Consider the following 16635-nt stretch of genomic DNA (forward strand, 5'->3'; position numbering starts at 1 on the left):
CGGGCAGGCAGGATGGCCCGACGCCGCGCGGCCTGGGCCTCCGGGCGCGGCCGCGGCCGGGTCGGGCCCGCCCCGCCTCAGCCCATCTCCGCCCGTCCCGGCAGCAGCACGGTCAGCACGCCCAGAAAGGGCAGCGCCGCGCAGAGATGGAACACGAAGCCGATCCCCCGCGCATCCGCCATCAGCCCCAGCGCGGCCGCCGCGATCCCGGCCACGCCGAAAGCCGCGCCATAGAACAGCCCCGCCGCCAGCCCCACCCGGTGGGGCAGAAGCTCCTGCGCGAAGACGATGATCGCGGGCAGGGCCGAGGCCAGAACCACGCCGATCACCACCGAGGCAACCCCCGTCCAGAAAAGCGGCAGCCAGGGCAGGACCAGCGTGACCGGCAGCACGCCCAGGATCGAGATCCAGATCACCGTGCGCCGCCCGATCCGGTCGCCCACCGGCCCGCCGATCACCGTGCCGAAGGCCACGGCAGCCAGGAACAGGAACAGCATCCGCTGCGCCGCGCCGGTCTCCAGCCCGAAGCGGTCGATCAGGAAGAAGGTGTAATAGCTCGACATGGAGGCCATGTAGACCTGCTTGGAGAACAGCAGCACCAAGAGCACCCCCAGCGCCAGGCGCAGCCGTCCGCGCGGCAGGGCCGACCCCCGTGCCGCGGGCCGCCCCCGCGCCGCCAGACGCTCGCGCGCATGCCAGGCGCTGACCCGGCCCAGCACCGCCATCGCCGCCAGCGCCGCCAGCGCGAACCAGGCGACGGAGGACCGCCCCAGGGGCAGCACCACCGCCGCCGCCAGCAGCGGCCCCAGCGCCGTGCCGAAATTTCCGCCCACCTGGAAGACCGACTGCGCCAGGCCGAAGCGGCGCCCGGCTGCGGCGCGCGCGACGCGCGAGGCCTCGGGATGGAAGACCGAGGACCCGATGCCGATCATCCCCGCCCCCATGACCAGAAGCCCGTAGCGCGGCGCGAAGGCCAGCACCAGAAGCCCCGCCATGGTGGCAGCCATCGCCAGCGGCAGGGCGCGCGGGAACGGCCTGCGATCCGTGACCGCGCCCACCACCGGCTGCAACAGCGAGGCGGTCACCTGGAAGACGAAGGTCAGAAGCCCGATCTGCCAGAAATCCAGCGCGAATTCGGCCTTCAGCATCGGGTAGAGCGCCGCCAGCAGCGACTGCATCATGTCATTGAGCAGGTGGCTCGCCGCGATCGCGGCGAGGATCGCATAGGTGGTGCGCGCCGGATCGGCGGCGCGGGCATCGAGCGTGGCATCGGTCATCTGGGTCATCCTTCCGTCGGCCCCCTGACTATTGCGCTTGCCACCTGCCGTCCTTCGTGGTTCGGTCAAAGAGTTTCGCGACCGGGCCAGAATGCGCAGACAGATCCCCGCCCAATCCCTGCTGAACGACCGCATCGCGCTGGTCGAACAGGCCGCCGCGCCGCTGGTGGCGCTGGCCTCGGACTACGCGGCCGGGTCCAGCGTGGCGCCGCACAGCCATCCGCGCGACCAGCTGATGCATGCCGTCTCGGGCGTGCTGCATGTGCGCACGGCGCAGGGCAGCTGGGTGGTGCCGCCCGATTGCGCGCTGTGGATCCCGGCGGGCTGCGTGCATGCGGTGGAGATGGCCGGGCCGGTCAGCATGCGCTCGAGCTATCTGCGCCCGGGCGCCACCGGGCTGGCCGCCGACCGGCCGCGGGTCCTGGCGATGAGCGCGCTGGCCCGCGCGCTGACCGTCGAGGCCGGGCATGTCGCCGATATCGACCGCCCCGACCGCCGCGAAAGCCTGGTGATGGAGCTGCTGATCGCCGAGATCCCGCGCCTGCCGGAACAGCCGCTGGCGCTGCCCCTGCCCGCCGATCCGCGGCTGCTGCGGCTCTGCCGCGCCTTCCTGGAGACGCCCTCGGCACGCATTTCCCTGCAGGACTGGGCGGATCGCGCGGCGATGAGCCGCCGCAGCCTGACCCGGCATTTCCGCGCCGAGACCGGGCTCTCGCCCGAGCGCTGGCGCCAGCAGGCCTGCGTGCTCTGGGCGCTGCCGCGGCTGCTGGCGGGGCGGGGCGTGACCGCCATCGCGCTGGAGCTGGGCTATGACAGCCCGGCCGCCTTCGCCACGATGTTCCGCCGCCTCCTGGGGATCAGTCCGCGCGACTGGCGCGCGGGCCGGGATCCTCTCAGACCGGAAGCGGCGCCTGCGCCGCGGTGAGCCGCAACTCGCTGCGCCGCCCCGTCGCCGTATCGAAAAGATTCAGCCGCGCGGGGTCGACCGAGACCAGAACCGTCTCCGACAGGGGCGCCCCGCTGCCATCGGCGACCGAGAGCCGCTGCGCGCCGATCATGCCATGGACGATGCGCTGCGCGCCCAGCTCCTCGACATGCTCGACCCTCATCGGGATGCCCGCCGGGCCGATGCGCAGCTCCTCGGCGCGCAGCCCCAGCGTGACCGGCCCGGGGGCATTGCCGACATGGGCCAGCAGGTAGCGCTCCAGCAACAGCTGCCCGTTCTCGATCTGGGCATCCACCAGGCTCATGGCCGGGGCGCCGATGAAGGAGGCGACGAAGGTGGAGGCGGGGCGGCGATAGACCTCCAGCGGCGCGCCGATCTGTTCGATCCGCCCGCCGTTCAGCACCACCAGCCGGTCGGCCAGGGTCATGGCCTCCAGCTGGTCATGGGTGACATAGACCGAGGTCGTGCCCAGGCGTTTCTGCAGCCTGCGGATCTCCATGCGCATGGTCACGCGCAGCCGCGCGTCGAGATTGGACAGCGGTTCGTCGAAGAGGAAGGCGGCGGGCTGGCGGACGATGGCGCGGCCCATGGCGACGCGCTGGCGCTGGCCGCCCGACAGGGCGCGCGGCTTGCGGTCGAGATAGGGGCCCAGTTCCAGCATCCGGGCGGCCTCCTCCACCCGCTGGGCGATCTCGGCCTTCGGCGTCCGGCGGTTCTTCAGCCCGTAGGCCATGTTGTCGCGCACGCTCATATGCGGGTAGAGCGCGTAGTTCTGGAACACCATGGCGATGTCGCGCTCGGCCGGGTCCAGCCGGTTGACCACCCGCCCGCCGATCGCCACCTCGCCCGTGCTGATCGTCTCCAGCCCCGCGATCATCCGCAGCAGCGAGGACTTGCCGCAGCCCGAGGGGCCCACCAGCACGATGAATTCGCCATCGGCGATGTCCAGGTCGATGCCGGTCACGGCCGCCTGCTGGGCGCCGCCATAGGTCTTGCCGACGCCCTTGAGGGAAAGGTTTGCCATCACTTGTCGCTTTCGGTCAGGCCCTTGATGAACATGCGCTGGAAGATCACCACCACCGCGACGGGGGGGATCATGGCCAGCACCGCAAGGGCGAAGGCTTCGTTGTAATCGGGGATCTGGCTGCCGACCCAGACCTGCAGGATCGACTTGATCCCCCGCATGAGCGTGTAGAAACTTTCATCCGTGGTCATCAGCAGCGGCCACAGATACTGGTTCCAGCCATAGATGAACATGATGATGAAGATCGCCGCCATCATCGTCCGCGACAGCGGCACCAGCACGTCGAGGAAGAACTTCACCGGTCCCGCCCCGTCGATCCGCGCCGCCTCCAGCAATTCGTCGGGCACCGAGCGGAAGAACTGGCGGAAGAAGAACGTGCCGGTGGCCGAGGCCAGGAGCGGCAGGATCAGCCCGGTATAGGTGTTCAGCAGGTGCAGGTCCGCCATCACCTGGTAGGAGGGCATGATCCGCACTTCCAGCGGCAAGAGCAGCGTGAAGAAGATCATCCAGAACAGGATCGTGGCGAAGCGGAAGCGGAAATAGACCAGCGCATAGGCGGCCATCATCGACAGGACGATCTTGCCCACGGCGAATCCCAGCCCCATGACCAGCGAATTGCCCAGCATCAGCAACCCGGTGACATCGCCGGTGAAGCCGCCGCGATGGGTCAGCACCTTCTTGTAGGTCTCCCAGCCTTCGGTGCCGGGGGTCAGGTAGAGCCCGTTGGAATGGATGTCGACGGCGCCATGGGTCGAGGACATCAGCGCCAGCACCACCGGCAGGCACAGGAACAGCGATCCCAGGATCAGGACCAGGTGGTCGAACGGCTTGATCTTCTGCATGGGACTATCCGTAATGCACGCGGCGTTCGAGGAAGCGGAACTGCACGATCGTCAGCGCCGCGACCACCACCATCAGGATCACCGACTGCGCCGAGGATCCGCCGATGTCATTGCCTTTGAACCCGTCGAGATAGACCTTGTAGACCAGCGTCATCGGGTTGTTGGCGGGCTTGTCCTTCACGATCACGTCGATGATCGGGAAGGTGTCGAACATCGTGTAGGTGATGTTGATGACCAGCAGGAAGAAGGCCGTCGGCGCCAGGAGCGGCAGGATGATGTCGCGGAACCGGCGCCATTCCGATTTCGCGTCGATCAGCGCCGCCTCGCGCACAGAGGCGGGGACCGATTGCAGCCCCGACAGGAAGAAGATGAAATTGTATGGGATCTGTTTCCACACCGAGATGGTGATCAGCGCCACCGCCGTGTCCCAGTAGTCGATCCCCACCTTCAGGTCATAGCCGAACCAGGCCGCGACCTGCGTCAGCGGCCCCATGTGCATGTCGAAGATCATCATGCCGATCAGCCCTGCCACCGGCGGCGCGATCGCATAGACGGAAATCAGCAGGGTCCGGTAGCTTTCCGCGCCGCGGATCACCTTGTCGGCCTTCACCGCCAGCAGCAGCCCCAGCCCCAGCGACAGCGCCGTGACCACCGCGCAGAAGAAGGCGGTGAAGAGGGCGGTGTTGCGGTACTCGGTGCTGGCCAGCGCGTCGCGGTAATTCTCCGTCCCCACGAAGGTCGACCCGAAACCGAACGGGTCCTCGATATAGAAGGACGAGGTCACCGCCTGCACGGACGGCCAGTAGAAGAAGATCACCACGACCGCGATCTGCGGCAGCACGAAGAGCCACGGCGTCAGCGGCCGGTCGAACTGCACGCGCTTGGCGGGGCTGGCGGGCTCGGCGCGCCACCAGGCGGCGAGGCGTCCGGCCAGGCGGCGGTCCCTGGTGGCGGCGAGGGGAATGTCGGTCACGGGTCATGTCCTGCGGGGCAGCGCGCGGGGGCGCAAGGCAAGGGGTCCGGGCCGCGGCCCGGACCCCCGATGGTCAGAACGGATCGCCTCAGTTGGCGGTCTTGGCAAAGCGCGCCAGCAGCGCGTTGCCCTCGTCCTGGATCGTGTCGAACGCGTCCTTCACCGTCACCTCGTCGGAGAAGATGCGGTTGAACTCGCGCTCCATCACCGAGCGGATCTGCGGGTAGAAGCCCAGGCGGTAGCCCTTGGACCAGTCGCCGCCCGGCAGCATCAGCTGCTGGATGCCGACCTCGGCCACCGGCTGCTCGTCGTAATAGCCCTGCGACTTGGCCAGGTCATAGGCGGCCGTGGTGATCGGCACGTAGCCGGTATTCTGGTGATAGTAGACCTGGGTTTCCGGCGAGGTCAGGAAGGTGAAGAACTTTGCCGTGCAGGCATTCTCCGCCTCGGGCTTGCCCGCCAGCGCGAACAGCGCCGCGCCGCCGATGAAGCTTTGCGTGCCCGCGCCCTCGATCGCGTCCCAATAGGGCATGTAGACCGCGCCGAAATCGAAATCGGCCGATTTCTGCAGGCCGCCGAAGCTGCCCGAGGAGCCGATCCAGAACGCCGCCTGGCCTTCCTCGAAGGGCTTGAGGTTGTCGGCCCAGCCCGCGCCGTAGAAACCGTAATAGCCGTCATCGGCCCAGGCTTTCAGCTTGTCGAACATCATGACGGTGTTGTCGTCATTGACGATCAGCTCGGTGCCGTCGACGCCGTCATAGCCGTTGTTGTTGGTGGCGAATTGCTGGTTGTTGCGCGACTTGAAGTTCTCGACCATCATCCAGGTCAGCTGGCTGGCGGTCATCGGGATGTAGCCCGCTTCCTTCAGCTTGGGCGCGATCGCCTCGAACTCTTCCCAGGTCTCGGGCGGCTCGACCCCGGCCTCTTCCAGCGCGGCGGTGTTGTAATACATGATCGGCGCCGAGGAATTGAACGGCATGCCGATGAACTTGCCCTCGGAATCGGCGTAGAAGTTGCGCACGCCCGGGATGAAGGCATCGCGGTCGAAGGCCTCGCCCGCGCCCAGGATCAGATCCTCCGCGGCGACGGTCGCGCCCTTGGCGGCGATGATCGTGGCGGCGCCGGCATCGAAGACCTGCAGGATGTTGGGCTGCTCGCCCGCGCGGAAGGCGGCGATGCCCGAGGACAGGGCTTCCTCGTAGGTGCCCTTGGAGATCGGGGTCAGCTTGCACTCGGCCTGCGCGTCGTTGAACTGCTGGGAGATCTCGTTGATCACCTCGCCGTTGCGGCCGCCCATCCCGTGCCACCAGGTGATGTCGGTCGCGGCAAGCGCGGTGGAGGCGGTCAGCGCGAAGGCGAGCGTCGCGGTTGCGGTCTTCATCATGTCCCACGTCCTTTCAGGAACTAGCTTTGCAGGCTCCGCTACGCCTGGAGCGTGACAGTTTCATGTCCCGCTCTTGACGCTTTGGTAACTCTTTGCCCGCGCGCGCCATGGCGGCGGGTCCGCAAGGAAAGGCGCCCGCATGGCGAAAACATGGCGGCAGAATCGAATGCCGCGGCGGGAATGCGGCGGTTTCGCGGCAGGATGAATCCGGGCCTGCGGCGGCGCTCCGGCAGGGTCGGGAAAACCGTGACCGGGCGGAGCCTTCGCAATCCTAGACAGCATCGCGTTGGTTAAGCGGCGCCGCTTTCCTAGCCTGCATCGCGAACCGGACCGGCCCTCGGCCCGGAAGAAGGAGGCCCCCGCCATGTGCGATATCTGCAGTTCCGTGCGCGTCTTCACCGGCGAGTGCAGCCTCGGGGCCTCCGCGGGAAGCGGCGGCGGCGGGTCGGTCTCGGCGGGCCTGTCCGTCTATGCCCCCGCGCAGGTGGCCGACTATCTGCAAGACGGCTATTGGCAGGATAACGGCCATATCGCGCATCGCTTCGACGTCGCGGCGGGGGGCAGCCTGACGGTCAAGCTCACAGGGCTCAGCGCCAAGTACAAGGCCTTCGCCCGCGACGCGCTGGAGGCCTGGAGCGAGGTGTCCGGCATCACCTTCCTGGAAACCAGCTCGGCCTCCGCCAGCATCGTCATGGACGACGCCGTCGCCGGAAGCGCCTATGCCTCGGGCAGCTGGAGCGGCCAGGGCATCATCACGCAGATGAGCATCAATATCGGCGCCGACTGGGACGACCTGTGCGGCGACGAATACACCTATCAGACCTTCCTGCACGAGATCGGCCATGCGCTGGGGCTGGGCCATGCCGGGCGCTACAACGGGTCCGCCCAGCTGAGCGACCGGGTCTTCGCCAATGACAGCTGGCAGATGTCGGTCATGTCCTATTTCGACCAGGCGCAGAACCCGGCGGTGGATGCCGACCGCGCCTATGCCTGGACGCTGAATGCCGCCGACATCATCGCGATCCGCAACATCTATGGCGGCAATGTCGGGGTGAACGAGGGCGATTCCGTCTATGGCGCGGGCACCAACGTGACCGGAACGCTGGCGCAGCTCTCGGCGCGGCTGGCTTCGGGCTGGATGGCGACGATCTACGACACGGCCGGGACCGACACGCTGGACTTCTCCGACCTTTCCGCGGCGGCCCGGATCAACCTGATGCGCGGCGGCATTTCCGATATCGGCGGGCGCAGGGGCAACCTGGTGATCGACACCTTCTCCGATATCGAGAACGTGACCCTGGGCGCGGGCGACGACACCGTCACCGGCAACGCGCTGGACAACCTGATCCGCAGCGGCGCGGGCCATGACCTGATCCGGGCCGGGGACGGGGCGGACACGCTGATCGGCGGGGCGGGCGACGACACGCTAGAAGGCGGCGCCGGGCAGGACGTGATCCGCATCGCGCTGTCCTCGGGCAGCGCGGGCACCGACACGGTCATCGATTTCTCCGAAGGCGACCTGATCGAGGTGCTGACCGGCGGCGCCGGCGCGGCGGACTGCTTTGCCGGGCATCGCCAGGTCGGGGCCGACCTGTATCTCGATTTCCTGTCGCCGGGCGGCGCGGCGGCGTCGGTCTGCCTGACCGGCATCCAGTGGGACGCGGCGGCGCTGAGCCTCGCGGGGGACCGCATCCTCTACGGCGCGCAGGCCCCCGATCCCGACCCTGATCCGGCCCCCGACCCCGATCCGGCCCCCGACCCCGAACCCGATCCCGGGCCCGCGCCGGTGGCGGGGATCACCCTGACCGGAACGGCGCAAGGCGATACGCTGACCGGGACGGCCGGAGACGACACCATCACCGGCGGGGCGGGCGACGACATCCTCAGCGGGGCGGGCGGCAATGACCTGTTCCTGTTCGACCTGCCCGCCCCGCTGGGCGGCGGCGGTTCCACCGCCCTGCCCCAGGCGGGAACCTTCTTTGCCGACCCGGCGCAGGCCTATCTGAATTTCGAGCGCGGCCGCGGCTATGATCCGGTGGACCGCGTCTACGAACCGCGCGCGGGCCGCAGCCAGCAGGTGCTCAATATCGGCTCCACCGCCTCCACCGTGGTGGTCGATGACAGCATCGACAGCCTGCGCATTGCCGGCAGGCTGACCGACCTGCGCGACCTGTCGGAGACCGGGTTTCACGCCGCGTCCCCGGGCCAGAACATCCTCGACGGGCTTGGCCTTCACCTGGCGGCCTTCGCCGATCGCGACTCGGGCGCGCGCGACAAGGGCAGCGCCATCGCGCTCCTGGACGGCAGCGGCGCGCTTTCCGAGGGGATGAAGGTGCTGCTGTCGATCGCCGCGGGCGGCGGCGCGGTGGGCAGCGCGACGGATTACGGGCTGCGGCTGGGCAGCTTCGACATGACCGGCGCGGGGCTGCTGGAGGTGCTGGTCGACGGCCGCAACCAGACCGACATCCTGCGCTTCGAGGGCAATATCGCGCGGCTGGCCTTCGACCATGTCCGGATCGCCAATACCGGGGCCGACACGACCTTCGCCACCTATCAGGACCAGATCGACCGCATCGCCAGGCTGGTGCAGAATTTCGCCCCCGCCACGCAGTCGGACCCGTTCCGCAACGCCCTGTCGGTGACGCGCGACTATGCGGTGCTGGGGCTGAACGACGCCGCGCGTTCGATGGAGATCGACGAAACGGTCACCAGCCTGCGCCTGACCGGAAGCCTGCGCGACCTCGCGCCCGGGGCGTCCGAGGCGGCACCGGGCGCGATGATCGAGGCGGGGCTGGGCCTGCAGCTGGCCGCCGGCCTTTCCGATCGGGACGGGCCGCGCGGGGGGCAGATCCTGGAGATCCGCGCGGCGGATGGCAGCCTGTCCGAGGAGTTCCGCGCCGTGCTGTCCATCGCCGATGCCGGAGGGGCCGTGAACGGCGCGGCCGATCTCAATCTCCGGCTGGGCGCCTGGCAGCCCGGCGACAGCCGCCTGTCGGTCTATGTCGATGGCAGGACGACCACCGACATCGTGACGCTGACCGGCGGGCTGGCCGCCGAGGCGCTGGCCTATCTGGGCTCGGCCGCCAATGACCTGGAGGCCCTGTTTCCGGATCCGGACGCGGCCCCCGGCGCCCCGGCCTCGCCCGAGGCGGCGCTCTACAAGAATTACGATCTCGGCCGCGGCTATGACCCGACCCTGCGCGTTGTGGACTCCGGCCGCCCGCAGCAGAGCCTGAACCTTGCGGCTCAGGCGACGACGGTGGTGCTGGGCGAGGAGGTGACCAAGCTGCGTCTCGCGGGGCGGCTGACCGATACCGCCGATCCGGAGGGATTTGCCGGGCGCAGCCTGGCGGAGAACATCGCCGAAGGCTTCGGCATCCATGTCGCCGCGATGGCGGACATGACCAGCGGCGCGCGCGACAAGGCCCGCGCCCTGCGGGTGACCGAGGCCGATGGCAGCCTGACGACCGAGATGAAGGCGCTTCTGGCCATCGCCCGAGACGGCGGCGAGATCGGCAGCGTCACCGATACCGGCCTGCGGCTGGGTGCCTCGGACCTGTCGGGGACCGGATGGCTGGAGATCCTGGTCGACGGCACGCGGCAGACGGATGTGCTGCGCCTGGAAGGCGCGCTCGCACGGCAGGCGGCGGAGGTCCTGTCGGGGGATACCGCCGCAATCCTGGAGGAGCTGCAGGCGGAACACGACGCGCTGGCGGCAGTTTTCCGCGACTTTGCCCCCGGCGGGCTGACCGATCCGTTCCGCCAGCGCCAGGAGATCACCCGCGAAACCGTCTCTGTGTCGCTCGCGGACGCGGCGCGGACCTACATCTTCGGCGACAGCGTCCAGAAGATCGTGCTGCGCGGCCAGCTGACCGATCTGCGCGACACCTCCGCCGGGGGTTTCGCCGGGCAGGACCTGGCGGCGAATATCGAGGATGGCTGGGGGCTGCACGCGGTCGCGCGGCTGCTGGACCCGGTGCGGCGGGCCAGCGAACTCAACGAAATCGCCATACGCGACGACAGCGGTGCTCTGTCCATCGAGTTGAAGGCGCTCTTGGCGATCGCGAAGGCCGGGGGCGACAGGGGCGGCGACGCGGATTACGGGCTGCGCCTGCAGGTCCCCGAGGACGAGCCCGGCACCCTGTGGCTGATGATCGACGGCACCCGGGCGACCGACCTGCTGAAGCTGACCGGCGGGCTGGGGGCGGCGGCGCTGGATTTCGTGGCCTCGGCGGAATGCACGCCGGAGGCCGTGCTGGGCGTCACCCCCGGGCTGCAGGACGGCACGGGCGCCCTGCCCGACCCCGCGCGGCTGCTGGATCCGGTCACCGGCCATGACGTGGACGGGCTGCAACCCGGTTTCGGCCGCGACCAGATCCGCGATTTCGGCGCCGGGGACCGCATCGAGGTGACGACCTCCGACGGCGAGGCCACCCCGCTGGAGATCGTCCATTCGGAGCGGGACACGATCCTGAAATTCGGCCTCGCGCGCAACAGCGAGATCACCCTGAAGGGCTATGCGCTGGACCCCTCGGAGATTTCCTGGGACGGCACGACCTGCATCATCGCCGCTGCACCGGCTGCCCCCGAGGGCGCCGCGGCGGATGTCTTCGACTTCGCAACCGGCAGCACCGGCTTCGGGCGCCAGCACCTGTCCCACCTGGCGCAGGGCGACATCATCACCGTGGCCGCGGAGGAAACCGAGTTCCTGGGCCTGCGCCTGTCCGGGGGCAACTCCGTCCTGCGCTTCGCCGAGGAAACGGGCGCGTGGAAATCGGAACTGGTGCTGTGGCGCACGGAGCTGCGGGAGGACCAGCTGAGCTGGGGCGAGGAGGGGCTGGGCGTGGTGATCTGACCGGACCCGCGGGGCCGCGGCCGGTCAGGAGACCGCGTCGGCCTGCCTGCGCCGGGCGCCGGTGCGGCCGAGCCCTCCGAGCGCGATATCCAGCGCGGCATGGAACCGGCGGCGACGATCCTCCAGCGACTGCTCCGCCCCGGGCTCCATGAGCTGCACCACGAGGTTCTGGTGAATCATGTCCAGCAGGATCGCCGCCGCCAGCCCGGTATCCACCTGCCGGATCTCGCCGTCGCGGATGGCGCGGTCCATCTCCGTCTGGACGATCCCCATCGCGCGCTGGCGCAGTTTCTGCATGAACTCGCGGGCCATTTCCGGCCGGGCCGGCGCCTCGGCGATGATGCAGCGGAAAATCTCGAGCGGCAGCGCGGTCGGGCATTCCTCCCGCGGCTCCAGGATCAGCGTCATGCGCTCGGCGAAGGGCAGCCGGACGGCCTCGGGCGGAAGGTCGCGGATGAACTGGCACCCGACCTTGTCGAAATAGGCGGCGAACAGGGCGCCGCGATCGGCGAAAATCTCGTAGAGGGTGCGCTTGGACATGCCCGCCCGGCGCGCCACCGCCGCCATGGTCAGGCTGGCGGCGCCGCCCTCCCGATAGGCCAGGTCGAGCGCCTCCAGGACAAGCATGCGCCGCGCCTCATGGTCCAGCGCCGCAGGCCGACCCCGCCGCCTCATCCCGCATTTCGCCTCTCCCACCGGCATCCGATCCCCTCCGTCACGCAATCACATGCGCCTCCGCGTTGCTTCACCCTGCCCGTTTCATCGCCCTCACGACAACGTGACACGCCCCCGGACCGTTTCCGGGCCCGTGCCGGGCTTGCCAAGCGGCAATCTTCACATTTATGAAACCCCGTAGTTTCGTAATTCAAGTCCCGGAGCCGCGCAAGGTTCCCCACGCGGAGTGACGTCAATGTGTTCCACCCGAATTTTCCGCGGGCTGTCTGCCCTTGCGCTTGCCCTGGGCGCGCTGGCCCAGCCGGTCGCGGCGCAGCAGGGCGAGCAGCCGCCGAGTCCCGTGACCGTGGTCACGCTGGAGCCGCAGACCGTCACGCTGACCTCCACCCTGCCCGGGCGCGTGGTGGCCTCGGCCATCGCCGAGGTGCGCCCGCAGGTCGCCGGGATCATCACCGAACGGCATTTCGCCGAAGGCAGCCATGTCGAGCAGGGCGACCTGCTCTACAGCATCGACCCGGCGACTTACGAGGCGGCGGTCAAGCAGGCGCGGGCCTCGGTCGCGGCGGCGGAGGCCTCGCTGAACGCCACCAAGCGCGACGAGGCGCGGGTCAGCGAGCTTCTCGACCGCCGCGTCGGCACGCAGCAATCGGTGGATGACGCGCGCACCGCCCGCGAACAGGCGGAGGCGCAGCTTCTCGTGGCGCAGGCACAGCTGGCCTCGGCCCAGATCGAACTTGACCGCACCTCCATCCATGCAAGGCTCTCGGGCGAGATCGGCCGGTCCGAGGTCTCTTCCGGCGCGCTGGTGACGACCGGGCAGACCACCGCGCTGGCCGTGATCCGCCAGATCGACACGGTTTATGTCGACGTGACCCAGTCGGCCGCGGATGTCCTGCGCTGGCGCCGTCGCGGCGATGCCACCCTGCCCGGCGTCGCCGACCAGACCGTCCAGCTGCGCCTCGCCGACGGCACGGTCTACGAACAGACCGGCACGCTGACCGCGGCGGAGCCCCATGTCGACGAACAGACCGGCGTCGTCGTGCTGCGCCTGACATTCGACAACCCCGACATGCTGCTGCTGCCGGGGATGTACGTGCAGGTGGAAATGCCGACCGCGACCGTGCCCGACGTGTTCCTGGTGCCGCAGGAAGGCGTGTCGCGCGACCGCCGCGGCCGCCCCATGGCCATGGTCGTGACGGCCGAGAATGTCGTGGAAACGCGCGAACTGGAGATCCTGCAGGATCGCGGCAACAGCTGGATCGTCGAGACCGGGCTGGAAGCCGGGGACCGGGTGATCGTCGCCGGGCTGCAGAAAGCCACCCCCGGCGCCACCGTCGCCCCGCAGGAACGCGAGGCAGAGGCAGAGGCCGGGGCAGAAACCGATGCAGAGGCAGGGGCCCCCGCAGGGGCGGCCGCCGAGTGAGCCGGGCGATCCGCCCGTCCTGATCCCCAGTTTCCCGGAGTACCTCCATGGCCCGCTTCTTCATCGATCGCCCGATCTTCGCCTGGGTGATCTCGATCATCATCATGGGGATCGGCTTTCTGTCGATCGTGACCCTCCCCATTTCGCAATATCCGCAGATCGCGCCGCCTTCGGTCCAGATCAACGCCACCTATCCCGGCGCCTCGGCCGAGACCGTCGCCAATACCGTCACCCAGGTCATCGAGCAGCAGATGACCGGGCTGGACGGCATGCGCTACATGGCCTCCTCCTCCACCTCGGCGGGCAGCGCGCAGCTGACGCTGACCTTCGAGACCGGCACCGATCCGGACATCGCGCAGGTGCAGGTGCAGAACAAGCTCAGCCAGGCGACGTCGCTGCTGCCCGAGGCCGTGCAGCGCCAGGGCGTGACGGTGGAGAAAAGCTCGGCGGGGTTCCTGATGGTGGTGGGCCTCGTCTCGCCCGACGGCACCTTCGAGCAGGCCGACCTGTCGGATTACCTCGTCTCCAACCTGCTCGATGATCTCAGCCGGGTCGAGGGCGTGGGTAATGTCCAGGTCTTCGGCGGGCAATACGCGATGCGCATCTGGCTGGATCCGGCCAAACTGGCCGCCTATGAGCTGACCCCCTCGGACGTGGTCGCGGCCGTGTCGGAGGAGAATGCCCAGATCTCGGCCGGGGCCTTCGGCACCCGCCCCGCCCCCGACGGCCAGATGCTGAATGCCACGATCACGGCGCAGTCGCTGCTGTCGACGCCGGAGGATTTCCGCCAGATCGTGCTGCGCGCCGAAACCGATGGCGGGCTGGTGCTGCTGGACGATGTCGCGACGGTGGAGATCGGCGCGGAAAGCTACGCCACCATCGCGCGCTACAACCGCGGCCCCGCTTCCGGCCTCGCCGTCAGCCTTGCCCCCGGCGCCAACGCGCTGGACACCGCGACGCTGGTGAAGGAGCGCGTCGAGGAATTCGCCCGCTTCTTCCCCGAGGGGATGGAATACGTCATCCCCTACGACACCACGCCCTTCGTGAAGATCTCGATCAAGGAGGTGGTCAAGACGCTGATCGAGGCGATCGCCCTGGTGTTCTTCGTGATGCTGCTGTTCCTGCAGAACCTGCGCGCGACGATCATCCCGACGCTGGCGGTGCCGGTCGTTCTTCTGGGCACGTTCGGGGTGATGGCGGCTCTGGGATTCTCGATCAACACGCTGACCATGCTGGCCATGGTGCTGGCGATCGGCCTCTTGGTCGATGACGCGATCGTCGTCGTAGAGAATGTCGAACGCATCATGCATGAGGAGGGGCTGCCGCCCAAGGAGGCGACGCGCAAGTCGATGGACCAGATCACCGGCGCGCTGATCGGCATCGCCATGGTGCTGTCGGCGGTGTTCGTGCCGATGGCCTTCTTCGGCGGATCGACCGGCGTCATCTACCAGCAGTTCTCGGTCACGATCGTGTCGGCCATGGCGCTGTCGGTGCTGGTCGCGCTGACCCTGACGCCCGCGCTCTGCGCCACCATCCTGAAGAACACCCCCCACAAGAAGCGCGGCTTCTTCGGGCTGTTCAACCGCAACTTCGACCGCCTGAACCACGGCTACGGCAATTTCGTCGGCTATCTGGTGCGCGGCATCTGGCGCGTGATGATCGTCTATGCGCTGATCGGCGCGGCCGTGGTGGTGATGTATCAGCGCACGCCCACGGCCTTCCTTCCCGACGAGGACCAGGGCCTGATGTTCGCGCTGGTCCAGGCACCGACCGGCGCCACCGCCGAGCGCACGCTCGACGTGATCGAGCAGGTGGAAACCTATTTCCTCGAGCGCGAATCCGAGAATGTGGAGGCGGTGTTCGGCGTCGTCGGCTTCTCCTTCATGGGATCGGGGCAGAACATGGGCCTGGCCTTCATCCGCCTGAAGGACTGGGAGGAACGGACGCGTCCGGACCAGAGCGTCCAGGCGATTGCCGGGCGCGCCTTCCCGGCCATGATGGGCCTTCAGGACGCCATGGTCTTCCCGGTCGTGCCGCCCTCGGTGATCGAGCTGGGCAATGCCACGGGCTTCGACTTCTACCTGCAGGCGCGCGGCGGGCAGACGCATGAGCAGCTCCTGGAGGCGCGCAACCAGCTTCTCGGCATGGCCGCGCAGAGCCCGATCCTGACGCAGGTCCGGCCCTCGGGCCTGGAGGACGCGGCGCAGTTCAACCTGGATATCGACTGGCGCAAGGCCGGGGCGATGGGGGTCTCGGCCACCGATGTCGGCAACCTGCTGAACATCGCCTGGGCGGGCAGCTACGTGAACGACTTCATCGACAATGGCCGCATCAAGAAGGTCTATGTCCAGGGCCAGCCCGACTCGCGCGCAACGCCCTCGGATATCGACCAGTGGCGGGTGCGCAACGCCTCGGGCGGGCTCGTGCCCTTCTCCAACTTCGCCGAAGGCAGCTGGACCTACGGGCCGCAGGGCGTCGTGCGCTACAACGGCGTGCCCTCGATGCAGATCCAGGGCGAACCCGTGCCCGGCGTCTCCTCCGGCGAGGCCATGGCCGAGATCGAGAGGCTGGCCGCGCAGCTGCCCGACGGCTATGACGTCGCCTGGACCGGCCTGTCGCTGGAAGAGGTGGAGGCCGGCAACCAGACGACCCTGCTCTACGCGCTGTCGCTGGCCGCGGTCTTCCTGTCGCTGGCGGCGCTCTATGAAAGCTGGGCGATCCCCTTCGCGGTGATCCTGGCCATGCCGATCGGGATCTTCGGGGCCTTCGCCGCCGCCATCCTGGGCGGGTTCGACAATGGCGTGTTCTTCCAGGTGGGCCTGCTGACGGTGATCGGCCTGACCGGCAAGAACGCGATCATGATCGTGGAATTCGCCCGGGAACGCTACGAGGCGGGCGAGGATCTGTTCGAGGCGGTGCGCGAGGCCGCGCGGCAGCGGTTCCGGCCCATCATCATGACCTCGATGGCCTTCTCGCTGGGCGTGCTGCCGCTGGTCCTGTCCTCCGGGGCAGGCTCCGGCGGGCGCCAGGCGATCGGCTCGGGCGTCCTCGGCGGCACGATCTCGGCGACGGTGCTGGGCGTGCTCTTCGTGCCGGTCTTCTTCGTGATCGTCGCGCGGATGACCCGCCGCCGCAAGGCCGCCGCTCCGGCGACCTGACCGGGCAACCGGATGGCGGGGCGATCTGGCGCCTTGCCTCCCGCGCCAGCCGTGCTCCTATGGACCGGCCCCGTCCGC

The 16635-nt window shown here is 68.8% G+C and carries 10 protein-coding genes; 4 read left to right on the plus strand and 6 right to left on the minus strand.

Going from position 1 to position 16635, the window contains the following annotated elements; translation table 11 throughout:
* Positions 1 to 77 precede the first annotated feature (77 nt).
* A complete protein-coding gene (locus ICN82_RS12485) occupies positions 78 to 1277 on the minus strand; it encodes an MFS transporter (protein ID WP_193183257.1) in 1200 nt (399 codons plus the stop codon).
* 91 nt (positions 1278 to 1368) lie between these two features.
* Here ICN82_RS12485 and ICN82_RS12490 point away from each other — a divergent pair, with 91 nt between their 5' ends.
* Complete coding sequence (locus tag ICN82_RS12490) at positions 1369 to 2202, plus strand: AraC family transcriptional regulator (RefSeq protein WP_193183259.1); 834 nt, start codon at positions 1369 to 1371, stop codon at positions 2200 to 2202.
* Here ICN82_RS12490 and ugpC read toward each other — a convergent pair.
* The 4 genes from ugpC to ICN82_RS12510 form a co-directional block, all read right to left on the minus strand.
* A complete protein-coding gene (gene ugpC / locus ICN82_RS12495) occupies positions 2171 to 3247 on the minus strand; it encodes a sn-glycerol-3-phosphate ABC transporter ATP-binding protein UgpC (protein WP_193183261.1) in 1077 nt (358 codons plus the stop codon). The genes ICN82_RS12490 and ugpC overlap by 32 nt on opposite strands.
* On the minus strand, positions 3247 to 4089 hold the full coding sequence (gene ugpE / locus ICN82_RS12500; RefSeq protein ID WP_193183263.1) for a sn-glycerol-3-phosphate ABC transporter permease UgpE: 843 nt from the start codon (positions 4087 to 4089) through the stop codon (positions 3247 to 3249). Before ugpE ends, ugpC begins: the two co-directional genes overlap by 1 nt.
* A 4-nt stretch (positions 4090 to 4093) precedes the next feature.
* Complete coding sequence (locus ICN82_RS12505) at positions 4094 to 5062, minus strand: ABC transporter permease subunit (RefSeq protein ID WP_407943761.1); 969 nt, start codon at positions 5060 to 5062, stop codon at positions 4094 to 4096.
* A gap of 88 nt (positions 5063 to 5150) precedes the next feature.
* A complete protein-coding gene (locus ICN82_RS12510; protein ID WP_193183265.1) occupies positions 5151 to 6446 on the minus strand; it encodes an extracellular solute-binding protein in 1296 nt (431 codons plus the stop codon).
* Between the two features lie 364 nt (positions 6447 to 6810).
* Between ICN82_RS12510 and ICN82_RS21525 the strand changes: the two genes are divergently transcribed.
* Complete coding sequence (locus tag ICN82_RS21525; protein WP_193183267.1) at positions 6811 to 11301, plus strand: M10 family metallopeptidase C-terminal domain-containing protein; 4491 nt, start codon at positions 6811 to 6813, stop codon at positions 11299 to 11301.
* Positions 11302 to 11325: 24 nt separating this feature from the next.
* Here ICN82_RS21525 and ICN82_RS12520 read toward each other — a convergent pair whose 3' ends face one another.
* Positions 11326 to 11928: a TetR/AcrR family transcriptional regulator gene (locus ICN82_RS12520; RefSeq protein ID WP_193183269.1), complete on the minus strand. Its 603-nt coding sequence runs from the start codon at positions 11926 to 11928 to the stop codon at positions 11326 to 11328.
* A gap of 283 nt (positions 11929 to 12211) precedes the next feature.
* On the opposite strand from ICN82_RS12520, the gene ICN82_RS12525 reads away from it, so the two are divergent.
* Both ICN82_RS12525 and ICN82_RS12530 read left to right on the plus strand, forming a co-directional pair.
* On the plus strand, positions 12212 to 13399 hold the full coding sequence (locus ICN82_RS12525) for an efflux RND transporter periplasmic adaptor subunit (RefSeq protein ID WP_193183271.1): 1188 nt from the start codon (positions 12212 to 12214) through the stop codon (positions 13397 to 13399).
* Between the two features lie 47 nt (positions 13400 to 13446).
* Positions 13447 to 16557: an efflux RND transporter permease subunit gene (locus ICN82_RS12530; protein WP_193183273.1), complete on the plus strand. Its 3111-nt coding sequence runs from the start codon at positions 13447 to 13449 to the stop codon at positions 16555 to 16557.
* Positions 16558 to 16635 lie beyond the last annotated feature (78 nt).

It is taken from the genome of Mangrovicoccus algicola, from assembly GCF_014903745.1.
Lineage (GTDB): Bacteria > Pseudomonadota > Alphaproteobacteria > Rhodobacterales > Rhodobacteraceae > Mangrovicoccus > Mangrovicoccus algicola.